The following is a 234-nucleotide window of genomic DNA, read 5'->3' as shown; positions in this document are numbered from 1 at the left end:
ACCACGAAAGCACCACGTGCCCGATATCTTATCGATTGCGGCAGAACAAATGCTGGCCAGTGCCAAATGGAAAACCGTGAGTTGGCGCAGCGGGACCAAAGGTCGGTTGAAAGCCCGATTTGCTGCTCTCCGTGTCCGCACCGCCGACGGCCCTCCTCAGCGGATTTGGGATAAAGGTCAGCAGCATCTCCCGGGCGACGAAGCTTGGCTCATTGGCGAGCAACGTGCCTCAGG

1 pseudogene is annotated in these 234 nt (G+C 59.0%); it reads left to right on the top strand.

The features are described 5' to 3' along the window. Positions 1-234 (top strand): annotated as a pseudogene (locus FNJ47_RS49045) (IS701 family transposase); the annotation flags it as partial.

It is taken from the genome of Bradyrhizobium uaiense, assembly GCF_010811875.1.
GTDB lineage: Bacteria > Pseudomonadota > Alphaproteobacteria > Rhizobiales > Xanthobacteraceae > Bradyrhizobium > Bradyrhizobium uaiense.
The sequence above is the reverse complement of the archived record's forward strand: the minus strand, read 5'-3'. Positions and strand labels throughout refer to the sequence as shown.